Source organism: Pseudomonas sp. 3MA1, assembly GCF_029237275.1.
GTDB classification, from domain to species: domain Bacteria; phylum Pseudomonadota; class Gammaproteobacteria; order Pseudomonadales; family Pseudomonadaceae; genus Aquipseudomonas; species Aquipseudomonas fluorescens_AP.
In genome coordinates this window covers 27,140-53,309 of the sequence record NZ_JAACFX010000010.1, presented here as the reverse complement: position 1 = coordinate 53,309, position 26,170 = coordinate 27,140, and the positions used below count along the sequence as shown (strand labels likewise).

The window sequence follows — 26,170 nt, the reverse complement described above, 5'->3', positions numbered from 1 at the left end:
TCCGGAAAAAACACCGGCGCAGAATATCAGAGCCTCCTGACAGTCAGTGTCAGGAGGCTTGCGAGGCGAGGCAGGCAAAGAATCAGAGATCGACCTTGTGCCGGGCGGCATACAAACAGAGCATCTCCATGGCCAGGGTCGCCCCCGCCAGGGAGGTGATCTCGGCATGGTCATAGGCCGGGGCCACTTCCACCAGGTCCATGCCCACCAGATTGATCCCCCGCAGCCCGCCAAGGATCTCCAGGGCCTGGGCGGTGCTCAAGCCACCACAGACCGGGGTGCCGGTGCCCGGGGCGAACGCCGGGTCCAGGCAGTCGATGTCAAAGGTCAGGTACACCGGGTGGTCACCGACCCGCTGACGAATTGCCGCGACGATCGCCTCGCAGCCAAGCTGGTGCACCTGGCGTGCGTCCAGCACCTTGAAGCCCTGGTGGTCGTCGTTGGTGGTGCGCAGGCCGATCTGCACCGAACGCGCCGGGTCCACCAGCCCTTCCCGGGCGGCATGCCAGAACATGGTGCCGTGGTCGATGCGTTGCCCCTCTTCGTCAGGCCAGGTGTCGCTGTGGGCGTCGAAGTGGATCAGCGCCAGCGGCCCGTGTTGCCGGTGGTGGGCCTTGAGCAGCGGGTAACTGATGAAGTGGTCGCCACCCAGGGTCAGCATCGCGCAACCGGCATCGAGAATACGCTGGGCATGGGCCTCGATACGTTCGGGCACCGATTGTGGGAGGCCTGGATCAAACCCACAGTCGCCGTAGTCGACCACCGCCAGATGATCGAACGGGTCAAAGGTCCAGGGCCAGTGGCGTTCCCAGGCGATCCCGGTCGAGGCCGCGCGAATGCCCCGCGGGCCAAAGCGCGCGCCGGGCCGGTTGCTGGTGGCGGTGTCAAACGGCACGCCACTGACCACCAGGTCGACGCCGCGCAAGTCACGGCTGTAGCGCCGGCGCATGAAACTGGTGATACCGGCGTAAGTGGCTTCGGCCGCAGTGCCGTACAGGCTGTCGCGGGTCAGCGCCTGGTCGTTGTCAGCGATATCCATGGGTGTCTCCTCAGGGTTGGCGGCTACGGAACGTGGTCCAGATACGCGTGCGTTGACGCATATCCTTGAGGCTCATGCTGCGGTCGGCATACAGCCGGGCACGCATGTCGGGCCCCGGGTACAGGTTGGGGTCGTTGCGAATCGCCGCGTCCACCAGGGGCGTGGCCGCCTGGTTGGCATTGGCAAAAAACAGGGTGTTGCTCAAGGCCGCCACCGATTCAGGGCGCAGCATGAACTCGATGAAGGCCCGGGCCGCCTTGGGGTGCGGCGCATCCTTGGGGATCGCCAAGTTGTCTTGCCAGATCAGGGTGCCGTCCCGAGGGATGCGATAGGCCACCTCAAACGCCTTGCCGGCCTTGCGCGCCTGGTCCGCGGCCATGCTGGCGTCGCCGTTGTAGGTCAGTGCCAGGCACAGGCTGCCGTTGGCCAGGTCATTGAGCTGTCGGCCACTGGCCACATAGCGCACCGAAGGCTGCAACTGGCGCAGCAGCGTCTCGACTGCGGCCAGGTCAGCCGGGGCGCTGCTGTAGGGGTCCTTGCCGAGGTAGTGCAAGGCCAGGCCGATGACCTCCTGGGGCGAGTCGAGCAAGGCGATCCCGCAGTCTTTCAGGCGCTCGGCATATTCGGGTTTGAACAGCAGGTCCAGGCTGTCCAGCGGTGCGTCGGGCAGCCGCTGGCGCAGCGCCTGGACGTTCACCGCCAGCCCCAGGGTGCCCCAGGTGTAGGGCACGCCGTAACGATTGCCGGGGTCCACCACGGCCAGCTTGGCCAGCAGGTCCGGGTCAAGGTTGGCGTAACCCTTGAGGCCGGCAGGGTCTATTTCCTGCAGCGCGCCCGACGCCAGCCCGCGGGCCAGGACACTGGAGGACGGCACCACCAGGTCATAGCCACTGCGGCCGGTCAGCAGCTTGGTTTCCAGCACCTCCGAGGTATCAAAGATGTCGTAACGCACCTGGATGCCGGTCTGCTCGGTAAAGCGCTGCAAGGTCTGCGGCGCCACGTAGTCCGCCCAGCTGTAGAGGTTGAGCACCGGCTCTTCGGCCCACGCCTGCGGGGCCAGGACCAGCGCCGGTAATACCAAAGGAACGCACAAGCCAAACAATGAACGCATGACAGGCACCTGCTCAAGGAAGTAGCGGCAGCTTGCCCGGATCGCTACATTAGAAAAATTCCACGTTTGTTACGCTGACATGCGCCCGAGGTAATGTTTGATGTTGGGTCAATTGCACGATCTGGACCTGCAGCTGTTGCGGCTGTTCGTCACTGTGGTGGAATGCGGCGGCTTCAGCGCCGCCCAGGGCGAGCTGGGCCTGAGCCAATCAAGCATCAGTCAGCAGATGGCCCGCCTGGAAACCCGTCTCGGCTATCGCCTGTGCAGCCGTGGCAAGGCCGGCTTCAAACTCACGCCCAAGGGCGAACAGCTGCTGAGCGCCACCCGCCCGCTGTTCGACTCCATCGAGCTGTTCCGCCACCAGTCCAACGGCGTGGCCGGGCGCTTGATCGGCGAGGTGCGCCTGGGGCTGTCCGAGGCCCTGGATCGCTCGGTGCTGGAAAAGGTCGCCCAGGCCATCCACGACTTTCGCCAGCGTGATGAGTCCGTGCGCATCGAGTTGTTGAGCGCCATGCCCGGGGATATGGAACGCCTGCTGTTGCAACAGCGCCTGGACCTGGCCATCGGTTATTTTTCCCAGGTCCAGCGCGCCTTCGACTACCGCCGGCTGTTCAGCGAAACCCAACACCTGTACTGCGCCGTTGGCCACCCGCTGTTCGAAGCCAGCGAGCCGGACCTGGGCGCCCTGTCCGAGGCCGACCGGGTCGACCACCCCTATCGTTTCCTCGGGCCGGACGAGCCGTTCCAGGGCCAGCGCTGCTCGGCCCGGGCCGAACAGGTGGAAGGCACCCTGGCCTTCATTCTTTCCGGACAGCATGTCGGCTACCTGCCCAGTCATTTCGCCCGCAGTTGGGAGCAAGCCGGCCAACTCAAGCCACTGGGCGCGCCACAATTGAGTTTCGAGGTGGACTTCTACCTCGCCCGGCACCGCGCCCAGGTGCCGGGCGAGGCCCAGCAAGCCTTTGAAGACGACCTGCTGCGAGCCTTTGCCTGAGGGTGAAACCGCCACAAACGCCTTAGGCTCCGAAGCATCGGGGCCCGGCGGCGGACGCCGGGTCAACTGCGAAGTTAGCTTTTTCCTCCGGCCCGCCCTTCTGACCGCGGCACCTTTCTGGCATCCTGCGCCTCCTTTTTTCTGACCGGGTGCGCAAGTCTTGTCCATGCCATGGCTCTGCGGCCCAAGTCCCGTCCACTTTCCGACGTGTGCCCCCGTTGTTTTCACACGTCACTGGCAGGCCTTTTCCCATGACCGCACCTGATCGCTCCCCGCCCCGCTACAAATCCGACCTGATCTACGGCCTCAACGACCGTCCGCATTTCAGCGCGGCGATCTTCGCCGCCCTGCAACATGTGCTGGCCAGCTTCGTCGGCATCATCAGCCCGACCCTGATCTTCGGCGGCGTGCTGGGGCTGGAAAGCGAGCTGCCGTACCTGATCAGCATGGCGCTGTTCGTCTCCGGCCTGGGCACCTTCGTCCAGGCCCGGCGCCTGGGGCCCATTGGCTCCGGCCTGCTGTGCGTGCAGGGCACCAGCTTTTCCTTTATCAGCGTGCTGCTCAGCGCCGGGTTCATGGTCAAGGGCCGGGGCGGCAGCACCGACGACATTCTCTCGACCATCTTCGGCATCTGCTTTGTCGCGGCCTTTATCGAGATGTTCCTCAGCCAGTTCATCGGCAAGCTGCGCAAGCTGATCACCCCGGTGGTCACCGGCACCATCATTACCCTGATGGGCCTGTCGCTGATCAAGGTGGCGGTCACCGACATGGCCGGTGGCTACGGCGCCAGCGACCTGGGCGCGGCGAGCAACCTGGGCCTGGCGGCGCTGGTGCTGCTGACCATCGTGGTGCTCAACCGCTTCAACCACCCGATGCTGCGCCTGGGCTCGATCGTCATCGGCCTGACCCTGGGCTTTGTGGTGGCCTGGATGCTCGGCCGGGTGGACATGGCCGCCCTGCCCGAGGTGCCGCTGGTGAGCGTACCGGTGCCGTTCAAGTACGGCTTCTCCTTCGACCTGATCGCCTTCATTCCGCTGGCGGTGATCTTCCTGATTTCGCCCCTGGAAGCGGCCGGCGACCTGACCGCCAACTCGATGATTTCCCAGCAGCCGGTCAAGGGCCCGCTGTACATCAAGCGCATCAAGTCCGGGCTGCTGGCGGACGGTTTCAACTCGGCGGTGGCGGCTGTGTTCAACAGCCTGCCGATGGTGACCTTTGCCCAGAACAACGGGGTGATCCAGCTGACCGGCGTGGCCAGCCGCTACGTGGCCTACTTCATCGCCGGGCTGCTGGTGCTGCTGGGCCTGTTCCCGGTGATCGGCGCGGTGCTGCAACTGATGCCCAAGCCGGTGCTGGGCGGCGCCACCCTGATCATGTTCGGCACCGTGGCCGTGGCCGGGATCAAGATCCTCGCCGAAGCCGGGCTGCACCGGCGCAACGTGCTGATCGTGGCCATTTCCCTGGGCATGGGCCTGGGGGTGGCGGCGGTGCCGGAAGTGCTGCGCGAGCTGCCCAAGGCGCTGCACAACATCTTCGAGTCGCCGATCACCGTGGGTGCTTTCTGCGCGATCTTCCTCAATATCTTCCTGCCGGAGGAGTTCCTTGAGCTGGAAGAAGATGAGTTCGATCCGGAAGCGGCGACCCTCAAGGTCATGCAGGACCCGGACATGAGCGGCAAAGCGAACTCCTGAGGCTCGCGGGCGTCTATGCTGCGTGCGCTGGTGACCGGCCCTCGGCCTTGAGGTAGGTCGAGGGTTGGCCAGGCAAGGCCCTGCGGGCCTTGTCGCAGCCTCGCTGGCTCGGCAGCGGCCACAAGGTGCCGGGCAACCCTTCATTTCCCTTGCCGACAGGTATGCCATGCGTAGATTGATCGCCTTGACCCTGGTACTGCTCAGCCTCAGCGCCTGTGCGCTGTTGCCCAACCGCGACCCGCTGGCGATCAACGTGGTGGGCATCGAGCCGCTGCCGAGCCAGGACCTGGAAATGCGCTTCGCAGTGAAACTGCGCCTGCAGAACCCCAACGAAAGCCCCATCGACTACAACGGCGTGGCCCTGGACCTGGAAGTCAACGGCCGCCCGCTGGCCTCCGGGGTCAGCGACCAGCAAGGGCATATCGGCCGCTACTCGGAAGACATCCTGGTGATCCCGGTCAGCGTCTCGGCCTTCTCGGTGCTGCGCCAGACCCTGGGCCTGAGCCAGACCCAGAGCCTGGACAACCTGCCCTACGTGCTGCGCGGCAAGCTGGCCGGCGGCTTGTTCGGCACCCAGCGCTTTATCGATCGCGGGCAGATCAGCCTGAACAACCCGGGCGCCTGGTAAGCCCTAGAACACTGACCAGCCGATACGTTGGCTAAGCAGCTCCAGGGCCGCCATGCCCACCAGCGAGTTGCCAGCGGCGTTGAGTTCCGGCGACCACACGCAGACCGTGAACTGCCCCGGCACCACCGCCACAATTCCCCCGCCCACCCCGCTCTTGCCCGGCAGGCCGACCCGATAGGCGAAGTTGCCGGCCTCGTCGTACAGGCCGCTGGTGGCCATGATCGAGTTGACCTGCTGGGTCTGGCGCCGGGTGAGAATCTGCTCCCCGCTGTGCTTGCAGAAGCCGTCGTTGGCCAGGAAGCAGAACGCCCGGGCCAGATCGACGCAGCTCATGCGCAGCGCGCAATGACTGAAATAGTTGCGCAGCACCGCCTCGACATCGTTATGGAAGTTGCCGAAGGACTGCATCAGGTAGGCCATGGCCGCATTGCGGGCCCGGTGCTGATATTCCGACTCCGCCACCCGGCCATCCACCAGCACCTGATGGTTGCCCGACAAGCGCCGGACGAAATCGCGCATGGACAAGGCCGGCGCGGCGAAGCGCGACTGGTTGATGTCGCAGATCACCAGGGCCCCGGCGTTGATAAAGGGATTGCGCGGACGGCCGCGCTCGAACTCCAGCTGCACCAGGGAGTTGAAGGGTTGTCCCGAGGGCTCGTGGCCCAGGCGTTCCCAGATCGCTTCGCCGGAATGGCCGATGGCCTGCACCAGGCTGAAGACCTTGGAAATACTTTGCACCGAGAATGGCGTGTCCCCGTCACCGGCGCTGAACACCTGGCCATCGTTGCCGTATACGGCAATCCCCAGCTGGTTGGCTGGCACATCGGCCAGGGCCGGAATGTAGTTGGCGACCCGGCCTTGGCCGATCAGGGGGCGGACTTCATCGAGAATCTGGTTCAACAGGGCTTGCATGTTCAGGCTCATCATCACGGGCCCCGGTACGGCTGCGGGGCTATGGCTGCTAGACGCACGCCAGGGCCTGCGCAGCACACCCAAGTGCACATCTGCGCTACCAGCCGCGCCAACGCCATCCGTAGGAGCCAGCCGCATCCATGCCGTGCACAGGGAATCGAAATGCAATTGAGATTCGATCATTTTCGTCAATCGCAAAATACCGAATCGGTGACCCGCATCAGCTTGAATTAAGGTTCAGGCGCTAGAATGGCCTCCGGTTACGCGCGAACAAAGCTGTCATATCCTGCTATGCCCCAGCGCCACACCACTCCACGCATCGCGCCTTTTGGCGTTGCCCCCATGACCACGGGGCCTGTGCGGCAATCGATGTTCATGCCATGACGGCATTTCCTGAGCGGAGTCATGCACCCTTGAAAACCTGGCACACGATAATCGGCGTTCTGCTGATCACCACCTTCACCCTCCTGCTGGAGATTCCTTCAAACACCTGGCTGACCTCCGCCACCCTGAGCATGATCCTGGGCAGCACGGCCCTGGCCTACATGGCCCTGTCCTGCCTGCTGGCGGCCCGCTGGGGTTTTGTCGAACGCCTGTTCGGTGGCCTCGACCGGGTCTACGAGGTGCATAAATGGCTGGGGATCTGGGCCTTGGCGTTCGCCAGCTATCACCTGGTGTTCAAGGCCAACCTGGACGAATGGAACAGCGTGCCGATCCTCGAACTGTCCAAATACTGGACCCGCCTGGTGCGCCAGTTGAGCTATGTGGCCCTGGGCCTGATCGTGCTCCTGGCGCTGAACCGCAACATTCCCTACAGCCAGTGGCGCTGGTGGCACAAGCTGTCCGGGCCGCTGTTCCTGATCGTCATCCTGCACGGCGTGAGCTTCAAGTCGCCGATCACCCTGGACTCGCCATCGGGCCTGTGGCTGGGCGCGCTGTGCGTCCTCGGGGTGCTGGGCGCCCTGTACAAACTGCTGCTCTACCCGTTCGTGGCCAAGGCCGGCGAATACCAGGTGAGCGCGGTCCGGGTGGAGAAGAACTCCCTGCACCTGGAACTGCGCCCCCTGGGCCGTGGTTTTCCGTTCAAGGCCGGGCAGTTCGCTTTTCTGTCGATGCAGGAAAAGGGCCTGCGCGAGCCGCACCCCTTCACCATCGCCAGCGCCCAGGCCGAGGATGGGCGCATCGAATTCGTGATCCGCGCCCTCGGCGACTACACCCAACGGCTGCGCAAACAGGTCAAGGTCGGCATGCGCGCTGACCTCTACGCGCCTTATGGCCGCTTCAAGCGACCCCAGGAAGCGGCCCGGGAAATCTGGATCGGTGGTGGCGTGGGCATCTCGCCGTTCATTTCCTGGTTGCAGGACGCGGCCGCCGGAGAGTTCGACAAGGCCACCCTGGTGTATTGCTACAACCCGTCCCGGGCCTTTCCCAGCGTCGACACCCTGCAAGGCATGGCCCAGGCCCGCGGCGTGGACTTCGTCGCCAACAGCGGCGGCACCGAGTCCCTGGCCCAGACCCTCAAACGCACGGCCACGGAAACCGACCCGCAGCAGATCCAGATCAGCTTCTGCGGACCCAAGGGCCTGCTGGCCCAGGTACGGGAGCTGATGAATGAGCACCGGATTCCCGAAGCCAACCTGCACTACGAGTTCTTCGAGTTCCGCTGATCAGTTTCCGAGGCGGTGCGGGTGGCGCGGCTCATGCAGCGCCACCTTGACCACCAGGGCCGCCAGCAGGGTGATGAGCATCAGCACCTGCAACAGCTGGCTGAAGGCCTGGGAGTAAAGGTGCAGCAACGCCTCCCGGGACAAGGTCGGCAAGGCCCCGGCACTGGCCGCCAGATCGCCACCGGCCAACTGCCGGGCCGCCAGCGCCAGGGATTCCCCCGGCGTCGTCTGAGGCCCAAGAGCGTGCTGCAACAGCCCCGCCAGCAACGCCACCACCAGGGCCAGGGCAATGCCCTCGCCCGCCACCCGGGTGGTACTGAAGATGCCACTGGCCATGCCGGCCCGCTCCTTGGGCACCACGCTCACCGACAGCCCATCCATCAAGCCCCAGGGCAATCCGCTGCCCAGGCCGATCACCAGCAATGGCCAGGCGCGCTGGACAGCCGCCTGCCCCGGCTCGATCCGACTGAGCCAGAACAGCCCGCCGGCGGCCACCAGCAACCCCAGGCTCGACAGGTTGCCGGCGCTGAACCAGCGGTTGAGCCAGCCCGCGGCAAAGGGCACCACCAGCATAGGGGCCGACAGGGCCATCATCAGGATTCCGGCGTCGATCTCGCTGTAGCCTTCGACACCGATAAAGCGGATCGGCAGCAGGATCAGCAGCACCACGTAGCAGTAGCAGGTGGCGATGGGCAGCACTTGCACCCCGACAAAACGCGGGTAGCGAAACAGCGACAGATCAAGCATCGGTCGCGCCGCCCGCCGCTCCATGACAATGAACAGCCCCAGCGCCAGCAGCGCCCCCGCCAGCAACGCCAGGACCCATGGACTGCTCCAACCGCTTTGCGGCGCTTGCAGGATGCCCCAGGTCAGCAGCACCAGGGCCAGGGTGAAACTCAAGGTGCCGGGCCAGTCCACGCCGCGGGCCTCGGGATCCCTGGACTCCTGCATGCGCGGTACGCCAAAGGCCAGGGACAGCCCCCCGATCAGCGCGCCGGAGACGAAGATCGCACGCCAGCCGCTGTGTTCCACCAAGACCCCGGCGAGGATCGGGCCAAAGGCCAGGCCGACGCCAAAGGTGGTGCCCAGCAAGCTGAAGGCCCGAGTCCGCGTCGGGCCGTCGAAGGCCTGGGCCAGGGCCGCCGAACCACCGGCCAGGGCCGCAGCGCCGGCCAGCCCCTGGACCCCGCGCAACAGGTTGAGCCACAGCAGCGACGGCACGAACACCAGGGCCAGGGAACTCAGGCCGAACAGCGCCACCCCCAGGCTGAACAGGCGCTTGCGACCGTACTCGTCGGCCAGGGTGCCGGCGGCCATCAACACACTGCCAAAGGTCAGCATGAAGGCGTTGGTGGTCCAGCTCAGGGCCAGCGGGCTGCCCCCCAGTTCACGGGCGATGGCCGGGGTCGCCACGGCCACGCCGACAAAGGTCAGGGGCAGCATCAGCGCCGCCAGGCACACCGCTGCCAATACACCGTAGGCACCCCGTTCGCGGGTGCGGGCCGGCAGCCCCAGGGACAGGTCGAGTTCAGGATTCACGGACACCTCTGCACGCCCTGGCAATCAGGGCCGATGGAAGAAAAACCCAGGATAGGCAGGCCGCAATCGATAAAAAACAGGGCATTATTCCGCTCTTTACCGACAAAAACGCTGCAATCGAGGTGCACCATGGACAACCTGAACGGCCTGCACGTGTTTGTCTGCGTGGTCCAGAGCGGCAGCCTGGTGGCCGCCGGCGAGCGCCTGGGGCTGTCCGCCTCGGCCGTGGGCAAGGCGTTGTCGCGCCTGGAACAACGGCTCGGCGTGCGCCTGCTCAACCGCAGCACCCGGCGCCTCAGCCTGACCGACGAAGGCACGCTGTTCTACGAACGCGGCCAGCGCATCGTCGATCAGGTACAGGAAGCCGAGGCCGAACTGGCGCGACTCAGCGATGCGCCCCGGGGGCGCTTGCGGGTCAGCCTGCCGGCCATCGGCTACCGCATGCTGCTGCCGATCCTCCCCGCGTTCTCCGCGCGCTACCCGGACATCGAACTGGACCTGGATTTCAACGACCGGCTGATCGACGTCATCGCCGAAGGGGTGGATGCGGTGATCCGCAGCGGCGAGTTGCCGGATTCCCAGCTCAAGTCCCGCAGCCTCGGGCCCTTCGGCTTCGTGCTGGTGGGCGCGCCCGGCTACTTCGCCCGCCGCGGCACGCCCCAGAGCCCCAGGGACCTGGAGCACCACGCCTGCCTGCGCTACAAGTTTCCCGGCGGCACCCAGCTGCAACAGTGGCGCCTGCACCTGGCCGACAGCGCCGCGCCGCTGGTGCTGGGCAGCGCCTTGACCAGCAACAACCTGGAGTCGCTGATCCATGCCGCGACCCAGGGCCTGGGCATCGCCTACGTACCGGATTTCGTGGTCGGTGGCGCCCTGGCCGACGGCAGCCTGGTGTCGGTGCTGGACGACTACCAGCAAGAGCGCGGCAAGTTCTCTATCCTCTGGCCCAATAGCCGGCACCTGCTGCCCAAGCTGCGGGTGTTCGTCGACTTTCTCGGCGAGCACCTGCTGCTCGGCAAGCCGCACAAGGAGTCCTGATCATGATTGGCAGCCTGCCCACCCTGCACACCGAGCGGCTATTGCTGCGGCCCCTGGAACTGGCGGACGCCGAGCCCATCCAGCAACTGTTTCCACACTGGGAGGTGGTGCGCTACCTCAACGCTCTGGTGCCCTGGCCCTACCCGGCCGACGGCGCCTTGAGCTTCGTGCGGGACCTGGCGCTGCCGGCGATGGCCCGGGGCACGGAATGGCACTGGACCCTGCGCCTGCGCAGCAACCCCGGGCAGATGATCGGCAGCATCAGCCTGATGGACGAAGCCGATAACCACCGCGGCTTCTGGCTGGCTCCGGCGTGGCAGGGCCAGGGCTACATGAGCGAGGCCTGCGAGGCGGTGGACCACTATTGGTTCGAGGTACTGCAACGGCCCTTGATGCGCGTGCCCAAGGCGGCGCCGAACCAGGGTTCGCGGCGGATTTCCGAGCGTGGCGGCATGCGCCTGATCCGCTCGGAAGAAGGCGAGTTCGTCAGCGGGCGCTTCCCCGTGGACCTGTGGGAAATCACCCGCGAGGAATGGCGCCGGCTCAGGTAAAGCGCACCCCGGGACGGGGGCGCTGGTCCACGCTCAGTTCAAATACATCCGGGCGCGCGTAGTGGCCGACCACGTCGTAGTCATAGCGCGCCCGCACCAGATCGGCGGTGTCGATCTCGGCGCTGATCAGCCCGGCACGGCCCACCAGCGGCCCGGCCAGCACATCGCCCATGGGCCCGACGATCACGCTGCCGCCAGCAATCAACGGCCGCTGCGCCGGCCAGTTGGCAATCTCCAGCCCCAGTTCCTCCGGCGAGGCCTGCACCTGACAGGCACTGACCACGAAGCAGCGACCTTCATGGGCAATGTGGCGCATGCTCACTTGCCACATTTCCCGCTCGTCCACCGTCGGCGCGCACCAGACTTCGATGCCCTGGGCATACATCGCGGTGCGCAGCAGCGGCATCATGTTTTCCCAGCAGATCACCGCGCCAAGCCGGCCGACCTGGGTGTCCAGCACCGGCAGGGTCGAGCCGTCGCCCTTGCCCCAGATCAGCCGCTCGGTGCCGGTGGGCATCAATTTGCGGTGCTTGCCCACCAGCCCCGCCTGCGGGTCGAAATACAGCGCCGTGCAATACAAGGTACTGCCGCTGCGCTCGATCACCCCCAGCACCAGGTTGGCCCCAGTCCGCGCCGACAGCCCGGCCAGGGCTTCGGTTTCGGCCCCGGGGACGTCGATGGCATTGGCAAAGTAGCGGGCGAACGCCTCGCGCCCTTCCGGCAGGCGATAGCCCAGCTGGGTGCCGAAGCCTTCCCCCTTGGGGTAGCCCCCGAGCAGCGCTTCGGGCATCACCACCAGTTGCGCACCGGCCTCGATGATGGCGGCTTGGTAAGACAGGATCTGCTCCAGGGTGGCCGCCTTGCCTTCAGGCAGGGCACCGATTTGCAGGGCAGCGACGATGGACTTGGGCATGACGTGTTTCCTCGAAGGATCAGGTGTTGCGCATTCTGCGGGCGCCGCCGATCATCGATAAACCCCAACTCAGTGCTTAATGATATGAACCAGATGAATATCGCCAGCGTCGATCTCAACCTGCTCAAGGCCTTCGAAGCCTTGCATGACGAGTCCAGCGCCAGCCGCGCCGCCCTGCGCCTGGGGGTCACCCAATCGGCGATGAGCGCGGCCTTGCGCCGGCTGCGGGAGCTGTATGGCGACCCGCTGTTCGTGCGCACCGGGCGCGGGCTGGCACCGACCCTCAAGGCCAATCAGTTGAAGCCGGTGGTCAGCGATGCCCTGAACAAATGCCGCCAGAGCCTGGCCATGGTCGCCCCGGACACCGGCGATTATCAGGGGCGCTCGGTGACGCTCGGGCTGTCGGATGATTTCGAGATTGCCTATGGCCGGCAGATGATCGAGGCCGTGGCCCGGCGGGCGCCCAAGCTGCGGCTGATTTTCCGCCAGACCCACAGCCAGATCGTCGCCGAGGCGCTGTTGCAGCGCAGTGTCGACCTGGCCATCAGTGCCGGCGGTTTTGCCGAACGCCTGCTCAGCCGCCAGGTGCTGGGGGAAGGGGCTTACCTGTGCCTGGCCGACCCGGCCAGCCTGGCTCCCGGGCAGCAAGGCATCAGCCTTGAAGAGTTCGTTGCGCGTGAGCACCTGCTGGTGTCGTCCCAAGGCTTTATCGGCATCACCGATGAAGGCCTGGCGAACCTGGGCCTCAGTCGCCGGGTGTGCGCCTCGACCACGCACTTTGCGGCGCTGCCCTTTCTGCTCAAGGGCAGCCAGGCGGTGGCGACCATTCCCGACCATGCCGCCCGGCGCATCGCCGAGCTCACCGGCCTGCAACTGCTGCCCTGCCCCGTTGCGCTGCCGCGTTATCCAATCGAGCTGGGCTGGCGCACCAGCCCGCAGACCGATCCGCTGCTGGTGAAGGTGCGCGAGGCGATCGTCGAGAGTTTCGCCCTTACTTGTTCGCCGCCATCAGGCGATTGACTTCGCTGCGCACCATGTTGGAGAACTCCGGCGGCGACATGCCGTCGAGTTCGGCACGGACCCACTCGGCCCACTTGCCCTTGCGCTTGCCGCGCTCGCCGAACAACCGCGCGGCCTCGCCCTTGGCCTTGCCCAGGTTGCTCTGCCACAGTTCGAACAGACGGGACTTCTCGTCCTCGATGGCGGCGCGTTCGGCCAGGGGCTTGTTAGCCAGATTGAAACTCATGGGAAATTCCTGCTGCGTAAAATAGGCGACATCTTACACTGTAGGGGCTGACGGGTTTACCCCGGGCTGGCGAGCAAGGGGCAAAATGGCTGCAACTTTTGCCCCGGCACCGGACTCCATTGCAGGTACCCGATCACTGCAGCCGCTGCCGCAGACTGCAATCGGCTTGAGCTGGCCTGGTGCTGCACAAGGCGCTCATGCACCACCGTTCACATTGTCCAAGGAAAAACTTCATGCCTCGTAAATCAGCCGCGCAAGCGGAAAACGATCAAATCAAGGATCAGGCCTTCAGCGAGTTGCAGGCGCTGATCGAAGAATCGGAAAAACTGCTCAAGGGCAGCGCCACCCTGGTGGGCGAAGAAGGTGAAAGCCTGCGCCGGCAGGTGAGCCTCAAGCTCAAGCAGGCGCTGGATTCGGTGAGCCATGTGCGCGAACGCAGCAAGCCGGTGGTGGATGCCACCGAGCAGTACATCGGTGGCCATCCGTGGCAGACCGTGGCCATCTCTGCCGGTGTCGGGCTGGTGGTCGGTCTGTTGCTCGGCCGTCGTTCCTGACCGCCCTGCAGGCCGGGCACCTCGCCGGCCCGGCCTGCATTTCAGTGTTCTTCAGCCCCGCGCCAGATCCCGCAAGCGCTGCAGTTGCGCAGCGTCGATGGCAATCCCTTGTTGCAGCGAACGCTCGCGCTGCTGATGCCGGCGCTCCCCGGGCAGACGCTTGAGCCCCACCGCGTGCATCTGCCGCACCAGTTCCTGGCTGCGCTCGGCGAAGCTCTGTCCGGCGGCCTTGCTCGGATCGATGACGATCAGCAACTGCCCGGTCCAGGGCGTCTTGGCCCCGGGATGCTTGGACCAGTCGAACTCGAAAGAAAAATGGCCGCCCGTCAGCGCCGCCGCGAGCAGTTCCACCATCATCGACAGCGCCGAGCCCTTGTGCCCGCCAAAGGGCAGCAGCGCCCCGCCTTCGAGGATCGCCTTGGGGTCCTGGGTCGGCTGCCCCAGGCTGTCGACGCCAATGCCCAAAGGAAGGCGCTTGCCCTCGCGCGCGGCAATCTGCACATCGCCATGGGCGATGGCGCTGGTGGCCAGGTCGAAGACAATCGGCTGGCCCTGGGCCTGGGGCGCGGCGAAGGCGATCGGGTTGGTGCCGAACAATGGCCGGTCGGCCCCGTGGGGCACCACGCAGGTCATGCTGTTGACCACGCTCAAGGCCACCAGCCCTTGTTCGGCAAAGGGTTCGACATCCGGCCAGAGTGCGGCGAAATGGTGCGAGTTGCGGATCGCCAGGACGGCAATCCCGGCCTCGCGGGCCTTGTGCACCAGCAGCTCGCGGGCCGCCGCCAGGGCCGGCTGGGCAAACCCGTTGCCGGCATCGACCCGGACAAAGGCGGCGGCCACGTCTTCCACCACCGGTTGCGCCTGGCCATTGACCCAGCCACTGGCCAGGGTCGAGACGTAGCCGGGAATACGGAACACGCCGTGACTGTGGGCGCCGTCACGCTCGGCGCCGGCGCAGTTCTCGGCCAGGCAACGGGCGACGTCGGCGCGACAGCCGTGGCCCAGGAAAATCGTCTCCAGCAACTGCACCAGCGCCGGGAAAGACAGGTATTCAGAGGGGGTATCAACAACCGGGGACGAGGCAGACATCTGAAGCTCCAGAGTAATTATTGGAGGGGGCAACAGCGCGTGACCCGCGATTAAACAACGCCGAGCCGCAACCCTGTCAACCACCGCCTGCAGCTTGCAGGGAAGGTGCCAGGATCCCCCGTTGCGGCGGTATCCGCAGCCCTGTCCCCAGCGCGCCAAGGGCCGTCGCGGATGAAAATAACCCGAGGTTACTGGGCAATCGCCATCATGGTTGTTCTCCAAGGCTTGTCGCGAAGGGTAGAATGCGCGAAATCAGGAAGAGTCAATGAGCCAACAGATCCTCTCAGAAGCCGAGTACGACGCCATTACCCAGGCTGCGGCGCAATGGTGCATGCGCCTGCACGAAGCAGACTGCAGCGATGCCGAACGCCTGGCCTTTCAGCAATGGCATGATGCCGACCCACTGCACGCTTTCGAATACCAGGCCATGCGGGAAATCTGGGAAGTGGCCGATCAGCTGCCGCCCTCCGCCCTGTCGACCCCGGCGCCCCAGCCTGCGCCACGGCGCAGTTGGCAGCGTTACGGCGTGGCCGCGGCCATTGCCCTGTGCGCCCTGCCCCTGGCCGCCTATAGCGGCTGGGAACTGGGCTGGCTGCCCTCGTCCTACGAACGCTTCGAAGCCGGCGACAGCCTGCGCAGCGTGACCCTGGCCGATGGCAGCCAGGTCGAGCTGAACCTGGGCAGCGCCCTGACCTACAGCAACTACAAGGACCAGCGCCGGGTCACCCTGAACAAGGGCGAGGCGTTCTTCAAGGTCAGCCACGACAGCGCCCACCCTTTCGTGGTCAAGGCCGCCCGCGGCCAGATCAAGGTCACCGGCACCCAGTTCAATGTGTGGATGTATGAAGACCAGGTGCGGGTCACCCTGCTGCAGGGCTCGGTGCTGGTCAACAGCAACACCGCCCAGCCTGGCGAGGGCTTCCGCCTGGAGCGCGGCATGCAGGCCCGCTACCAGGAAGGCGACTACGCGCCGCAGATCAGCCAGACCTACAGCAACGACAGTTCCCTGGCCTGGCGCAGCGGCAAGCTGGTGCTGGACAACCTGTCCCTCAGCGAGGCCCTGCCACTGATCAATCGCTATCTGGATACCCCGGTGCAACTGGCCGACAGCCAGACCGGCAGCATCCGTGTCGGCGGCATCTACAACACCCGGGAGGTCAAGAGCCTGCTGGCCTCGCTGCCCAAGGTGCTGCCGGTCTACCTGACGCGCAATCACCAAGGCAACCCGGTGATCAACTCGTTGCCCCAGTCCCCGCCAAAAAGCTGAAGGCCGCCCCGTTGCGGGGGCGGCCTCGATTCACTTCAACCTCTGACACCCACTACTTGGCCAACGGCTGCGAATCCTGTCGCGGCTCCTCGATCAGTTGCGACTGATACTGGCCATCGGCGCGGATCTGCGCCTCGGTAAAGGGCAGCACCTGCCACTGATGACGGGCGAACGCCTCGGTCTGGTCGCGAAAATGCGCCGAGGCCGGATCGCTGGACAGGGAGAACGCCAGCAACCCCAGGGCCCGCGGGCCCTGCTCGTCGAAGCTGACCACATTCAGGTAGCTGGTGCCGCTGACCACCTCGCGCTTGCCGTCCGCCCCCGGCACGCTCTGGATGGCGTTGTACACCCCCAGGCTTTCCGGACCGCCGGGCACCGGGGTCGGCCGTCCGCCCTGGCTCACCTGCTGGATATCGCCCCAACGCACATCGGCGCCCAGCCCGGCCTGCTCCACCTGCTGCGCCGAGGCCAGCATTGCCTCGCGCAGGGCCTGGGCCACTGGCGGACGACTGATGGCCAGTCCACGGGGCGTGTGCTGCGGGTCCTTGGGATCGAAGGCTACGCGCCAGATATCGGGACTCTGCAACAGCGGCTGCATGATGCCCTGGAAGTGCACGAACCCCAGGCCCGCCTGCAATCCGGCGCTGCGGTCCCAGGACTTGAGGCTGGCGCACAGCGCGGCCAGTCGCTGGGCGTCGGGCCCCAGGTCCTGCGCGCAGAATTGCAGCAGGTCCGGCATCACCTGCCCGGCCAGGTACACCTGATCGTCCGTGACCATGTGCTGCAGATCGCTGACCTGGGCCTTGGGCATCCGGCTCAAGCGCTCCAGGGCAAAACGCGCGCGCAGCTTCAGCGGCACGTCCTGCTGGCTGATCACCGGCGAGAAACCCCGCAGCGGCGCCGCCGGGTTGACCATCCAGGCCGAGTCATTGGAATGCTGCAGGTAGTCGTTGCGCGCCAGCTGCGGCAACTGGCTGGCGGCGAAGATCCCCGGCTGCGCCGCGGCCGGATCGATGTCCCAGGCACAGGCGCTGCGCGAGCCATCCAGAACGATGACCCGGGTCCCGGCCCGCGGGTCACTGCACTGCGCCAGCTTGGCCTGGGTCACGTTGGGCACCACCGACTGGTTCATGTACAGCGCACGGCCCTGGTCATCCACCGCCAGGGTGTTGACCCAGGGAATGCCCTGCAACCGGTGCACGCTGTCTTGCAGATCGCTGACGCTACCGGCCTGGTTCATCGCGTACCACTGGGCCAGCACCCGGCTGTTGTCGAGGTTGGCGTCGCGCAGGCTGTAGGCGTACTGGCGGTCCCAGTCCAACTCCCCCGGCCATTGCACGATGGGGCCAAACACCGAGCTGTAGAGGGTCCGCGACTGGGGTTGCAAGCGGCCGTCCGCGCCCTTGCCCTGCACCGTCACCACCTGACGCTGCAATGGCAGCGAGCGACCGTCCAGCAGGTAGCGGGTCGGGTCCTTGGGGTCCAGTTGCAGGCGGTACAGGGTGAAGTGCTTGGAGGTATCCACGGTGTGGGTCCAGGCCAGGTGCTGGTTGAAGCCGATATTGATCAGCGGCAGACCGGGCAAGGCCGCGCCCATCACATCCAGTTGGCCGGGAATGGTCAGGTGCATCTGATAGAAGCGCATGCCGCCGATCCAGGGAAAATGCGGATTAGCCAGCAGCAGGCCGCGACCGTTGAACGAACGCTCGCCGCCAATCGCCACGGCGTTGCTGCCCCGATCCAGGGCAAACCCCTGTTGCCGGGTCGCCGCCAGTTGCCACTGCTTGCCACTCAGCGCCGCCTGGGCAGGGGCTCCCGGGGGCGTGGCCGCGGCCAGGGCTTCGGCGAACTGGCCGGCGCCACCCTCGACCAGCAGGCGCCGGGTCAGCTTCACCAGATCGGCGCTGGTCAGCGGCCGCACCCAATCGCCCTGACACTGCTCCGGCAAGCCCTGAGCGCGGCGCTCGAGCAACTGGCGGTTGAAGCCTTCGACATAGCCCTGCATGCGCTCGCGCAGCGCCGGAGTCTGCGCCTGCCAGAAAGCCGCCACCGCCTCGGGGGTATTCAGCCAGCTGAAAAACACATCGCTGGCCAGGTTGTCGCGCTGCTCCAGGGTCTGGCCCTCGGGACCGAAATACCGCGAGCGCTCGGCGTTGACCGTCAGCACTTCATTGGCCATCAGGCACAGATTGTCCTGGGCATAGGCGTAACCGATGCCATAGCCCAGGCCACGCTCGTCGGCGGCACGGATATGTGGCACACCAAAGCTGGTGCGGCGGATCTCGGCCTGGACCGGGCCGGGCTGGGGCTGTGGATGGGCCTGGGCCTGAACGCCACCAGCGAGGCTCAGCAACACGGCGGCAAGGGCAACATGCGGGAACTGCCTGGAAATGATCACACCGACTCCTGATACAAAAAAATACAACCAGGACTGGTGCGCAGGCGGGGTTGGGCAATGCCGCCAGTCTGGGAATCCAGCCGCGCGCGGATCAACCGGCGCCTGCCTGCCCATAAAGACGAAGACCGGAAAAAAAATTTACTGCCACAGCGGCGGCCACTGCGGCCATGACATGTCAGTGACTCGATACTGACAATTTTTCTACATCCAGGGCCTCATGATTGGGCACGCTCGCTCGTCTAGTACTAGAGCACCCATCATTCTTTTCCTGATCAGGCTCTGATAAGGAGTTCTTGCATGTACAACCCGCAACTGCCAATGGATGGCACCACCGTGAACAACCCGCCCTCGCTGAATGCCGGCGCCGGCGTCTTCGGCCGCAGCGCCGAGCGCAACAGCAACGAACGCATCAAGCAACTGCTCAAGAGCTTTGGCCTGCGCACCAGCCTGATTCGCCTGAAAGTCATCGACGCCCTGCTCACCGCCGCCCAGAGCGAGCGCTCCCTGGGCGTGCGCGGCATCCACAGCCAATTGCTGGAACTGGACATACCGCTGTCGTTTCTCAGTGTTCGGGAAGTGTTGAAACGCCTGTGCAGCGAGGGCGTGCTGACCCTCAATGCGGACAAGAGCTACAGCCTGCACCAGCGGGCCGCAGCGGTGCTCGACGGCCTCTCCTGAGGCCGCCGGCGGCTCAGGGCTTGACCTTGCGCCGCATCACGCCATTGATCACCACCACGACCACCGCCACGCCAATGGCGATGTACTGAAACAGTTTTTCGCTGATGACGCCGTGGTTCTGCAGGTAGGAAAGGCCAAGCATGATCCCCAGTACCACCAGGGAAATCAGAATCGAGTATTTCAAGCGTTGTGACTGGGTCATTGCGGGGTCCTGAAGCTGTAAATGTATCCGCTGTGTATCAAGGTCGATGCCAAGCACCTACCAGGTTTTGGGGATGGGCCGGGGAAATCGGGGTCACATGGTACAGGCGCCAAGGAGATTTGGCTTCCTTGCCGGCCTGTTGCGTTTTCCGTGCCCCTTGAGGATTGATCAATGTTCCGTCGAATCACACTGCTGATTCCCCTGCTGGCCATCCTGGCCCTGTCTGGTTGCATCATCATGCCCCGCGATGGCGGCCATCACCGTTACTACGACGGCGGTCCCGGCTACTACCACCGCTGAGGCGTGCGGCCAAGCCATCGGCCGCAACCCATCACCCACCAGCAACGCCCGCCCCGTCGCGGGCGTTCTGCTGTCAGGGCCCGGCGCTTTCAGGGGCGCGAGGTCAGATTGCCGGGGCGAGCGAACAGCTCCACCAACCAGTCGACCAGCACCCGCACCCGGGTCGACAGATGGCGCTGGGGCGGATACAGCGCGGTCAGGGGCAGCGTCGGCGCCGGGCAGTCCTGCAGCACCTCCTGCAGGAGGCCGGCGTGCAACTGCCGGGCAACGTTGTAGTACGGGGTCTGCACCAGCCCGTAACCGGCCTCGCAGGCCGCCAGGTAACCGTCGGCGCTGTTGACCGCCACCTGCTTGGGCAACTGCAGCTGGCGCAACTGGCCATCGACGAAGAACTCCAGGCCGTAGCGCTTGCCGCTGACGCTGGAGAAGTACTCCACCATCTGATGCCCCGGCAGATCCGCCAGGGACCGTGGAATCCCCCGCTGGCGCAGGTAGCCGGGACTGGCGCACGTCACCTGCTGCAATTGCACCAGCGGCCGCGCCACCAGGCTGTCGTCCAGCGTCGGGCCGCCACGCAAGGCGCAATCGACGCCTTCGCGGATCAGGTCCACCGGACGGTCATTGAGGCCGATCTCCAGCTCGATCAACGGGTAGCGGGCAGAGAACTCCGGCAAGGCCGGAATCACCATCAGGCGACCAATGCCCACCGGCATGTCGATGCGCAACAGCCCCCGGGGATGGTGCCGGGTCAGGGAAAACGCCGCCTCGGTTTCCTCCAGATCCGCCAGCAGCTGCAGGCAGCGCCGGTAATAGGCGGCGCCATCCAGGGTCGGACTGACCTGGCGGGTGGTGCGGTGCAGCAGTTGCACCCCCAGGTGGGCTTCCAGTTGCTTGATCAGGATGGTCACCGAGGCCCGGGGCATTTGCAGGTCGTCGGCGGCCCGGGCAAAGCCGCCGAGCTCGACAATTCGGGTGAAGACGCGCATGGCGTTGAAACGATCCATGGAATACCGGCTCGCGATTATTTAGAAAATACCAATAGTGATAGCGTTTTTAGCCTGTTTATCGGTTTTTTGTCGAGTAGCAAACTGCACGCTCTTCCCCACTCACCGGAATAATCAGCGATGCACACACGACAATTGGGTCACAACGGTCCGCAAGTTTCCGCCATCGGCCTGGGCTGCATGGGCATGAGCGACTTCTACACCCCCGACAGCGATCCCCGGGAAGCCATCGCCACCCTGCACCGCGCCCTGGAACTAGGGATCAACCTGTTGGACACCGCCGACATGTATGGCCCCCACAGCAACGAAGAACTGATCGGCCAGGCGATTCGCGGCAAGCGCCAGCAAGTGTTCCTGGCCAGCAAGTTCGGCATCGTCCGCGATCCGGGCGACGCCACGGCCCGCGGCGTCAACGGCCGCCCGGAATACGTGCGCGCCTCCATCGACGGCAGCCTGCGCCGCCTCGGCGTGGACACCCTGGACCTGTATTACCTGCACCGGGTCGATCCGCAAGTGGCCATCGAGGAAACCGTCGGCGCCATGGCCGAGCTGGTCCAGGCCGGCAAGGTGCGCTACCTGGGTCTGAGCGAAGCTTCGGCAGCGACCCTGGAACGGGCGCACAAGGTGCACCCCATCAGCGCCCTGCAAAGCGAATATTCGTTGTGGAGCCGTGATCAGGAAGACAACGGCTGTCTTGCAGCCTGCCAACGCCTGGGGATTGCCTTCGTGCCCTACAGCCCCCTGGGCCGGGGGTTTCTCACCGGCGCCCTGCAAAGCCCGGACGATTTCGCCGCTGACGACTACCGGCGCCAGAGCCCGCGTTTTCAGGGGCAGAACTTCCAGCGCAACCTGCAACTGGTGCAACAGGTGCAGCAACTGGCGGCGGACAAACAGGTCAGTGCCGGGCAACTGGCCCTGGCCTGGGTGCTGGCACAGGGCGACTACCTGATTCCGATTCCCGGAACCAAGCAACGGCGCTATCTGGAGGAAAACCTGGGGGCGCTGGAGGTGCGCTTGACTGCGCAGGAGCTGGCGTCGCTGGAGCAGATCTTCAGCCCGGGCAACACGGCGGGCAATCGTTATCCCGAAGAGGTCATGGCGCTGCTGACGCGCTGAAGCACGCGGTTTGCGCGCTCGCCGGGCGAGCGCGCAAGCATCCGCTCATCAGGCTTTGGCGGAAACGTTCTTGTCGGTCACCGTGGTGCCGTTGCCCTTGCCGTAGTTCTGCAGGCTCTGCAGCACGTAGATGGCCTTCTTGTACTCGGGCACCAGGTAGTTGGCGTACTTGTTGCCCTTGATGTTGTTGTTCTGGATGTCATCGAGCTTCATGGCGAAGTATTCCAGCGCATTGAAGGGCTCGTCCGGGTTCTTCGGAATGCCGAAGCGGTCGAACTTGTCGCCGGCGTTGAGCAGATTCAGCGCGGTGACATCGGAAATCAGGCCGTTGTTCTTCAAAAAGGTGCTCATGCCGCCCAGGGACTTGGTGGTCACGTTGGTCGGATCAAAGCCCTTGATCTGCTTGTGCAGTTTCAACTGGTCCATCTTGCGGATGTCCAGCACCGTGGGGTTGCTGCCCACCAGGCTCAACATCTGCCGCACCTTGGCGCTCTGCGAAACCGGTTTGGAGGAACTGCCACCGCCGTCCTGCACCAACAGACCCGCCTTGCTGGTCCAGCCTCCAACGTATCCGATTGCCATGCTGACACTCCTGTAGTCCGGCTTGCCGATCCCCCTGTTTCGCCTATCGACCGCCAGAGCCTGAAAGCTCTGATGAGGGTCCTGAAACTGGGTGGAAGCCGTGTTGAATCATCTGAATGGGCGCCAGTATCAACGCCGGGGGAGCCCGGCAACAACGCTTTATTTTCACAATTTACAATTTTTGTACAAACTCGACACATTTCACCCAAAGGCTTGATTTACAGGGCGGGTGGAGAGTTACCCCTGCTCGAACCGTCATCTTTTCCTGGTTTTATAGCGCCTTTGCGCCCCCCCCCAGCCCGGTGCCTTTGCGTACCCGTGCCGAGAAGTTTTTTTCACCTCCGGCAACTTTTTTGCACGATCGTACTAAAGAGCTGAAAACCCGCGCCGACATCCTGTGGATGCCCTGACACGGCTCACCACCCCCGAATAATAAAAAACGCTCGGTAAGGACAGGTCCCATGCCCGCTTTGCGCACCATTCAAGCCCGCTACACGCTGTTTCTGGTCCTGTTCATTGTCTTGATGCTGGTACTCACCGTCGTGGGCATCAGTCAGTTGGTCGCGCCCAAGCTGCGCCATACCGAAGAACAGGTGGCCCTGAACCGCATCGCCGAAGTGGCGGAACGCATCCAGGGCGAACTGAACAAGGTCCAGGCCCAGCAGCGCAGCATCACCCAGACCATTCCCCTGCTCGACAGCGACAGCATCGACAAGGTCCTGCCGGGGCTGGTGGACCAGTACGGCGAGCAGAAAGTCTTCGGTGGCGGCATCTGGCCCCTGCCGGGCCAGCGCACTCCGGGCCGCAACAAGCACAGCACCTTCTGGCACCGCGACGCCTCCGGCAAGCTGGTGGTCAACACCTTCTGGAACAGCGACCCGGCCCCCAACTACTACGACCAGTCCTGGTACAAGGGCGGCATGCAGACCGCTCCCGGCCAGTGCGCCTGGGCCGCGGCCTACAAGGACGACGCCAGCGCCGAGCCGCGGACCAACTGCGCCATGGCCATCCGCCGCGACGGCCAGCCCTGGGGCGTGGCCACCATCGACGTGACCCTGGGCTTTTTCAATGACCTGGTGGCCCGCCAGGAGCAGGAACTCAATGCGCAGATGCTGATCGTCGAGGCCGACGGCAAGATCATCAGCAACAGCTCACGCATCAGTGGCCCGATCGTCCTCAAGAACATTCGCGAGCTGGCCGCCGCCTCGCCCTTCGCCGCCCAGGTCCAGGCCGCGCTGGGGCAGCGCGACAAGGGCGCCCAGCGCATCGAATTCGATAACGCCGGGGTGCCCAGTACCTTCTTCATGCGCGCCATCGAAGGCACCCCCTGGTTCCTCGCCAGCACCCTGCCCACCCAGCTGATCACCGCCCAGCGCGACGATGTCCTGAGCACCCTGAGCCTGTTGCAGATCCCCATGGTGATCCTGCTGGTGCTGTTGCAGGTCTATGCGATCCGCCAACTGGTGCAGCGGATGAAGATCCTCAAGGGCAACATCGATGCCCTGGCCACCGGTGACGCCGACCTGACCCGACGCATCGTGATCCGCGCCGAGGACGAGCTTGGCGCCATCGGCCATTCGGTCAACCGCTTCATCCAGTACCTGCAGCAGATGATCGGCGACGTGACCCAGGCCACCGACGCCATGGCCGGCAGCCTGGCGCAGTTGCAACAAAGCTCGGCCCACAGCCAGCAGATTCTCCTGCGTCACGCCTCGGAAACCGATCAGACCGTGACCGCCATCACGCAGATGAGCAGCACCGCCGACAGCGTCGCGGCCAACGCCGCGCAGACCGCGGACTTCACCCGCCGCGCCAACGAGCATGCCGAGCACTCGCGAGTGGTGGTGGGCCAGGCCTCCGGCAGCGTGATCGCCCTGATCGACGAAGTGGCCGATGCCACCCACAAGGTCGAAGCCATGCAGGCCGACGCCCAGCGCATCACCGAAATCCTCGGGGTGATCGGCGACATCGCCGGGCAGACCAACCTGCTGGCCCTCAACGCCGCCATCGAAGCGGCCCGGGCCGGAGAACAAGGGCGCGGCTTCGCGGTGGTCGCCGACGAAGTCCGGGCGCTGGCGGCGCGGACCCAGGACAGCACCTCGCAGATCAACGAAATGCTCGGCCGCCTGAGCCAGGGCGTCAGTTCTTCGGTCAGCGCCATGGAAAACACCCAGGCCAGTTGCCAGTCGGCGGCGGACGCCACGGCGCGGGTCAACAGCGGCCTCGATCAGATGGCCGACTCGGTGAGCCAGATCAACAGCCTCAGCACCCAGATCGCCACCGCCGCCGAACAGCAGAGCGCGGTGACCGAGGAGATCAACCGCAGCATGGTGAGCATCCGACACATGGTCGAGGAGCTGGTAGAGAGCGCCCGGGCTGGCGAAAGCAACACCCAGAGCCTGCTGCAAGCCAACGCCCAGGTCAGCCACCTGATGGGCCGCTTCAAAGTCCGCTGAACGGTCACCCGCCGTCGCTGGCAGCCCCGGGCGGCGGGACTATATTGGTGGCTCAGGTCACAAGGAAGTGGGGTGCGTCATGGGCCAGCGGCAAATACATCTATTGCAGGAGCAGATCCGCCACGAGCTGTATATCCGGGCCGGTATCGACACCGTCTACTACTACGTGACCCAGCCGGACCGCTGGCCGGAGTGGCACCCTTGCAGCCTGCGCGCCGACACCGGGCTCGGCGGCTCGCTGCCGGCCGGCCATCGCTTCAGTGAAACCATGGACCTGCTGGGGGTGCAGATCCCCATGAGCTACCGGGTGCTGGTCGCGCAGTTTCCCAAGGAATTCAAGGCCGTGTTCAGCTCCGCCGCGCTGGATGGCTCGATTCACTACCAGTTGAGCAAACAGGGGGACGGTACGCTCTTGCAGCGCACCCTGGCGTTCTCCAGCGACCTGCATCTGAGCGGCCTGCGCCCGCGCATGGAGCAGCTGTCGGCCCAGGCCCTGGGCAATCTCAAGCAACGCCTGGAAGCCGCGGCCAGCTGATCAGAAGGCGCCGTTGGCATTGGCGGCCTTGTCCGGCAACACCTGGCTGGCGTCCCAATGCTCGACGATCTTGCCCTGCTCCAGGCGATAGATATCGATGATCGACTTGACCACCCCCGGCTCGCGGCCGGTGTTGCGCACCTGCACGATCACATAGTCGCCATCGACGAACAGGCGCTTGATCTCGCTGCGCGATTGCGGGTAGTGCAGCTTGAGAAACTCGATAAAAGTCCTGAATCCCTCGATGCCGTCCGCCACGGCCGGATTGTGCTGAATGTAGTGCGCGCCCAGGTAGGGTCGGGCAGCGGCGAAGTCCTTGTCGTTCAGCGCCAGTTGATAGAACGCCAGCACGTTGCGCCGGTTCTCCTGCTCCTGGGCGCTGTACCCGGCCAGCGCCGGAGTGGCCAATAACAGCAGGAGCAACAATGTCAGGTAGGGTTTCATGGAGCCTCGCCGGTGTGCTGCGGGCCATGCGTTCGGCCCTGTACAAGATTGTCCGCCCTGGCCGCCCGCCACCTGACAGATCTGTCATCCAGGCCTCAGGTTGCTGACAGCCAGCGCCGCTTAGGCTGTGCCAAACCCACGGGACTCTATCGGCATGCCGGGCCCGCCCACAAGCCAGCGGGGCATCAAGCCCCGGACCGGTGGAACCCGGGCAGC

27 protein-coding genes are annotated in these 26,170 nt (G+C 65.1%); 15 read left to right on the top strand and 12 right to left on the bottom strand.

The annotated features are described in order from the left end of the window. Positions 1-82: 82 nt before the first annotated feature. Both speB and GWQ44_RS24035 read right to left on the bottom strand, forming a co-directional pair. A complete protein-coding gene (speB, locus tag GWQ44_RS24040) occupies positions 83-1,039 on the bottom strand; it encodes an agmatinase (protein WP_275928404.1) in 957 nt (318 codons plus the stop codon). 10 nt (positions 1,040-1,049) lie between these two features. After that, complete coding sequence (locus GWQ44_RS24035; RefSeq protein WP_275928403.1) at positions 1,050-2,150, bottom strand: polyamine ABC transporter substrate-binding protein; 1,101 nt, start codon at positions 2,148-2,150, stop codon at positions 1,050-1,052. A gap of 100 nt (positions 2,151-2,250) precedes the next feature. Here GWQ44_RS24035 and GWQ44_RS24030 point away from each other — a divergent pair, with 100 nt between their 5' ends. The 3 genes from GWQ44_RS24030 (at position 2,251) to GWQ44_RS24020 (ending at position 5,463) form a co-directional block, all read left to right on the top strand. Further along, the gene (locus tag GWQ44_RS24030; protein WP_047304548.1) at positions 2,251-3,144 is read left to right on the top strand and encodes a LysR family transcriptional regulator; all 894 of its coding nucleotides are present in this window, start codon (positions 2,251-2,253) and stop codon (positions 3,142-3,144) included. Between the two features lie 251 nt (positions 3,145-3,395). After that, positions 3,396-4,835, top strand: coding sequence for a nucleobase:cation symporter-2 family protein (locus GWQ44_RS24025; protein WP_179601528.1), 1,440 nt, complete (start codon positions 3,396-3,398; stop codon positions 4,833-4,835). A gap of 166 nt (positions 4,836-5,001) precedes the next feature. After that, positions 5,002-5,463, top strand: a complete 462-nt coding sequence (locus tag GWQ44_RS24020; protein WP_016965208.1) for an LEA type 2 family protein — start codon at positions 5,002-5,004, stop codon at positions 5,461-5,463. Between the two features lie 3 nt (positions 5,464-5,466). On the opposite strand, the gene glsB is transcribed toward GWQ44_RS24020, so the two are convergent. Further along, positions 5,467-6,375, bottom strand: a complete 909-nt coding sequence (glsB, locus tag GWQ44_RS24015) for a glutaminase B (protein WP_275928402.1) — start codon at positions 6,373-6,375, stop codon at positions 5,467-5,469. A 413-nt stretch (positions 6,376-6,788) separates the two neighbouring features. Between glsB and GWQ44_RS24010 the strand changes: the two genes are divergently transcribed. Continuing rightward, complete coding sequence (locus tag GWQ44_RS24010) at positions 6,789-8,042, top strand: ferredoxin reductase family protein (RefSeq protein WP_275928401.1); 1,254 nt, start codon at positions 6,789-6,791, stop codon at positions 8,040-8,042. Here GWQ44_RS24010 and GWQ44_RS24005 read toward each other — a convergent pair whose 3' ends face one another. Further along, on the bottom strand, positions 8,043-9,581 hold the full coding sequence (locus GWQ44_RS24005) for an MFS transporter (RefSeq protein WP_275928400.1): 1,539 nt from the start codon (positions 9,579-9,581) through the stop codon (positions 8,043-8,045). It abuts the gene before it with no gap. Between the two features lie 129 nt (positions 9,582-9,710). Here GWQ44_RS24005 and GWQ44_RS24000 point away from each other — a divergent pair, with 129 nt between their 5' ends. After that, a complete protein-coding gene (locus tag GWQ44_RS24000; RefSeq protein ID WP_047304553.1) occupies positions 9,711-10,619 on the top strand; it encodes a LysR family transcriptional regulator in 909 nt (302 codons plus the stop codon). A gap of 5 nt (positions 10,620-10,624) precedes the next feature. Continuing rightward, positions 10,625-11,170 carry a GNAT family N-acetyltransferase gene (locus GWQ44_RS23995; RefSeq protein WP_275928464.1) on the top strand — a complete coding sequence of 182 codons (546 nt, stop codon included), beginning with the start codon at positions 10,625-10,627 and terminating at the stop codon, positions 11,168-11,170. Here GWQ44_RS23995 and GWQ44_RS23990 read toward each other — a convergent pair. Continuing rightward, a complete protein-coding gene (locus GWQ44_RS23990; RefSeq protein WP_103740452.1) occupies positions 11,163-12,083 on the bottom strand; it encodes a carbon-nitrogen hydrolase family protein in 921 nt (306 codons plus the stop codon). The two genes, GWQ44_RS23995 and GWQ44_RS23990, sit on opposite strands and share 8 nt — an antisense overlap. A gap of 84 nt (positions 12,084-12,167) precedes the next feature. Between GWQ44_RS23990 and GWQ44_RS23985 the strand changes: the two genes are divergently transcribed. Then, on the top strand, positions 12,168-13,103 hold the full coding sequence (locus tag GWQ44_RS23985; protein ID WP_275928399.1) for a LysR family transcriptional regulator: 936 nt from the start codon (positions 12,168-12,170) through the stop codon (positions 13,101-13,103). Here GWQ44_RS23985 and GWQ44_RS23980 read toward each other — a convergent pair. Then, positions 13,075-13,329, bottom strand: coding sequence for a hypothetical protein (locus GWQ44_RS23980; RefSeq protein WP_016962601.1), 255 nt, complete (start codon positions 13,327-13,329; stop codon positions 13,075-13,077). The two genes, GWQ44_RS23985 and GWQ44_RS23980, sit on opposite strands and share 29 nt — an antisense overlap. Positions 13,330-13,562: 233 nt before the next feature. Between GWQ44_RS23980 and GWQ44_RS23975 the strand changes: the two genes are divergently transcribed. Beyond that, a complete protein-coding gene (locus GWQ44_RS23975; protein ID WP_016962600.1) occupies positions 13,563-13,883 on the top strand; it encodes a DUF883 family protein in 321 nt (106 codons plus the stop codon). A 51-nt stretch (positions 13,884-13,934) separates the two neighbouring features. Here the strand turns inward: GWQ44_RS23975 and GWQ44_RS23970 are convergent, their stop codons facing one another. Continuing rightward, positions 13,935-14,972, bottom strand: a complete 1,038-nt coding sequence (locus GWQ44_RS23970; protein WP_199011830.1) for an Ldh family oxidoreductase — start codon at positions 14,970-14,972, stop codon at positions 13,935-13,937. Positions 14,973-15,237: 265 nt separating this feature from the next. Between GWQ44_RS23970 and GWQ44_RS23965 the strand changes: the two genes are divergently transcribed. After that, positions 15,238-16,239: a FecR family protein gene (locus tag GWQ44_RS23965; protein WP_275928398.1), complete on the top strand. Its 1,002-nt coding sequence runs from the start codon at positions 15,238-15,240 to the stop codon at positions 16,237-16,239. A 52-nt stretch (positions 16,240-16,291) separates the two neighbouring features. Here the strand turns inward: GWQ44_RS23965 and GWQ44_RS23960 are convergent, their stop codons facing one another. Then, positions 16,292-18,637: an acylase gene (locus tag GWQ44_RS23960; protein ID WP_275928397.1), complete on the bottom strand. Its 2,346-nt coding sequence runs from the start codon at positions 18,635-18,637 to the stop codon at positions 16,292-16,294. A 297-nt stretch (positions 18,638-18,934) separates the two neighbouring features. Here GWQ44_RS23960 and GWQ44_RS23955 point away from each other — a divergent pair, with 297 nt between their 5' ends. Next, the gene (locus tag GWQ44_RS23955) at positions 18,935-19,315 is read left to right on the top strand and encodes a fe2+ zn2+ uptake regulation protein (protein ID WP_103740457.1); all 381 of its coding nucleotides are present in this window, start codon (positions 18,935-18,937) and stop codon (positions 19,313-19,315) included. A 13-nt stretch (positions 19,316-19,328) separates the two neighbouring features. Here GWQ44_RS23955 and GWQ44_RS23950 read toward each other — a convergent pair whose 3' ends face one another. Further along, positions 19,329-19,517: a hypothetical protein gene (locus GWQ44_RS23950; RefSeq protein ID WP_042941707.1), complete on the bottom strand. Its 189-nt coding sequence runs from the start codon at positions 19,515-19,517 to the stop codon at positions 19,329-19,331. Between the two features lie 171 nt (positions 19,518-19,688). Here GWQ44_RS23950 and GWQ44_RS23945 point away from each other — a divergent pair, with 171 nt between their 5' ends. Continuing rightward, on the top strand, positions 19,689-19,817 hold the full coding sequence (locus GWQ44_RS23945) for a hypothetical protein (RefSeq protein ID WP_016966338.1): 129 nt from the start codon (positions 19,689-19,691) through the stop codon (positions 19,815-19,817). 89 nt (positions 19,818-19,906) lie between these two features. Here GWQ44_RS23945 and GWQ44_RS23940 read toward each other — a convergent pair whose 3' ends face one another. Next, the gene (locus tag GWQ44_RS23940) at positions 19,907-20,821 is read right to left on the bottom strand and encodes a LysR family transcriptional regulator (RefSeq protein WP_275928396.1); all 915 of its coding nucleotides are present in this window, start codon (positions 20,819-20,821) and stop codon (positions 19,907-19,909) included. Between the two features lie 120 nt (positions 20,822-20,941). On the opposite strand from GWQ44_RS23940, the gene GWQ44_RS23935 reads away from it, so the two are divergent. Continuing rightward, positions 20,942-21,937: an aldo/keto reductase gene (locus GWQ44_RS23935; RefSeq protein WP_016963802.1), complete on the top strand. Its 996-nt coding sequence runs from the start codon at positions 20,942-20,944 to the stop codon at positions 21,935-21,937. A 48-nt stretch (positions 21,938-21,985) separates the two neighbouring features. Here the strand turns inward: GWQ44_RS23935 and GWQ44_RS23930 are convergent, their stop codons facing one another. Continuing rightward, positions 21,986-22,519: a hypothetical protein gene (locus GWQ44_RS23930; RefSeq protein ID WP_275928395.1), complete on the bottom strand. Its 534-nt coding sequence runs from the start codon at positions 22,517-22,519 to the stop codon at positions 21,986-21,988. 116 nt (positions 22,520-22,635) lie between these two features. Here GWQ44_RS23930 and GWQ44_RS23925 point away from each other — a divergent pair, with 116 nt between their 5' ends. From GWQ44_RS23925 to GWQ44_RS23915, 3 genes are all read left to right on the top strand, one after another. Beyond that, complete coding sequence (locus GWQ44_RS23925) at positions 22,636-22,929, top strand: hypothetical protein (RefSeq protein WP_275928394.1); 294 nt, start codon at positions 22,636-22,638, stop codon at positions 22,927-22,929. 51 nt (positions 22,930-22,980) lie between these two features. Next, complete coding sequence (locus GWQ44_RS23920; RefSeq protein WP_103740459.1) at positions 22,981-24,975, top strand: methyl-accepting chemotaxis protein; 1,995 nt, start codon at positions 22,981-22,983, stop codon at positions 24,973-24,975. Positions 24,976-25,054: 79 nt separating this feature from the next. Beyond that, positions 25,055-25,510, top strand: a complete 456-nt coding sequence (locus tag GWQ44_RS23915; RefSeq protein WP_275928393.1) for an SRPBCC family protein — start codon at positions 25,055-25,057, stop codon at positions 25,508-25,510. On the opposite strand, the gene GWQ44_RS23910 is transcribed toward GWQ44_RS23915, so the two are convergent. Beyond that, complete coding sequence (locus GWQ44_RS23910) at positions 25,511-25,954, bottom strand: nuclear transport factor 2 family protein (protein ID WP_103740461.1); 444 nt, start codon at positions 25,952-25,954, stop codon at positions 25,511-25,513. Positions 25,955-26,170 lie beyond the last annotated feature (216 nt).